The organism is Sedimentitalea sediminis (assembly GCF_042687825.1).
Classification (GTDB): Bacteria; Pseudomonadota; Alphaproteobacteria; order Rhodobacterales; family Rhodobacteraceae; genus Sedimentitalea.
Genome location: NZ_JBHUQE010000062.1, coordinates 1 through 1299 on the forward strand (window position 1 = coordinate 1; position 1299 = coordinate 1299).

1 protein-coding gene is annotated in these 1299 nt (G+C 55.0%); it reads left to right on the forward strand.

The features are described from left to right. Positions 1-200 precede the first annotated feature (200 nt). Entirely contained in the window at positions 201-1235 is a 1035-nt protein-coding gene (locus ACFMPD_RS17500; protein ID WP_380997317.1) for a Hint domain-containing protein, read from the forward strand. Positions 1236-1299 lie beyond the last annotated feature (64 nt).

A 1299-nucleotide genomic window follows, 5' to 3' on the forward strand; every position in this document is an offset into this window, starting at 1 on the left:
AACGGGGCCTGAGCCTAAGATGCAAGCGGCCCTTGCGTCAGAATGTGCGCAAGACCGCAAGAATTTGAAACATTTTCATACGTGTTCAGCGCGCCTAATCAGATTTTGCTTGGCGCATTTTAAGAAATGCATCGCCTACTGGCGGTAACGAAACCCGGAGACGCGCTGCAATGCCAGGATACATATCCGAATTTCAGTATATGGGATACTCGGATACGGAGTTCATCGAAATCGCGGTGCCAACCGGTACCGACGTTTCATCGTATTCTGTTGTTCTGTATCAAGGTAATGGAACCGTGGTTGAAACCTACTCTCTGGGTACGCTGCAGGGCACCTATGGGAACACGGATGTCTATGTCATTGACAGCAATACGCCCGGGTTCGAGTCGCAAAGCGGCATGGGTGAATTGCACTCAGACGATGCAATCGCGCTGGTCGATGACAACGGCAATGTTCTGCAGTTCGTTTCCTATTGGGGAAACACCGTCTCTGCGACCCAGGGACCCGCCGCTGGAATGACCAGCAGCTCTGTCGGAACGGCGGATTTTGGCGAGTCGCTTCAGTCGGATGACGGCGGACATACCTACTATACCCAGAGCTCGACCAATGCCGGTTCCGTTCCTGCCTGCTATGCGCCGGGAACCCGCATCGAGACTCCGGATGGCTACTGTCTCGTCGAAAATCTCAGGCCCGGTGATCTTGTCCTCACATTGAATTGCGGCATTCAGCCGGTTCGTTGGGTTTGGACAGGGCACCAGCCTCTTGATGATGTCAAACTGCACCAGAAACCTGTCCTGATATCCAGGGATGCATTTGCGCCCGGTCTGCCAGACCGGGATCTGATCGTGTCCGGGCAACATCGCATTCTCTTGGGGGTTCCCGGACAAATTGACCAACCCCTCTCGGAGCCGGTTTTTGTGCCCGCAAAGGCGCTGGTCGGACGACCTGGCATCCGTCATATGGCGGGCAAGAGAACAATGCAGTGGCATCATTTTGTCTGTGACGATCATTGCGTCGTCATGGCCAATGGCGTCGCCTCGGAAACGCTTTTGCTGGGGTCGCAAATCGTCCGCAATCTGACCCTTACCCAGCGCAGACAGTTGTCCGGCGCCCTGAACCGGATTGTAACGTCTGACGAATCCCAGCCAACCGCTTTTCCATGTCTGACGAAACGCCAGACACATGCTGTCCTGGCCAGGGAATTCTGGTCATGTTTTGGGGGTGTCGCTGCATAGCCAGGGGAAGCGTTCGCCTCCTGCCGGTCTAAAGTGTTTTGGAGGAAAGTTTGCGTCGGAGGGA

Coding starts and splice junctions, on each gene's coding strand:
- ACFMPD_RS17500 (WP_380997317.1), top strand. CDS start 201: ATGGGATACTCGGATACGGAGTTCATCGAAATCGCGGTGCCAACCGGT.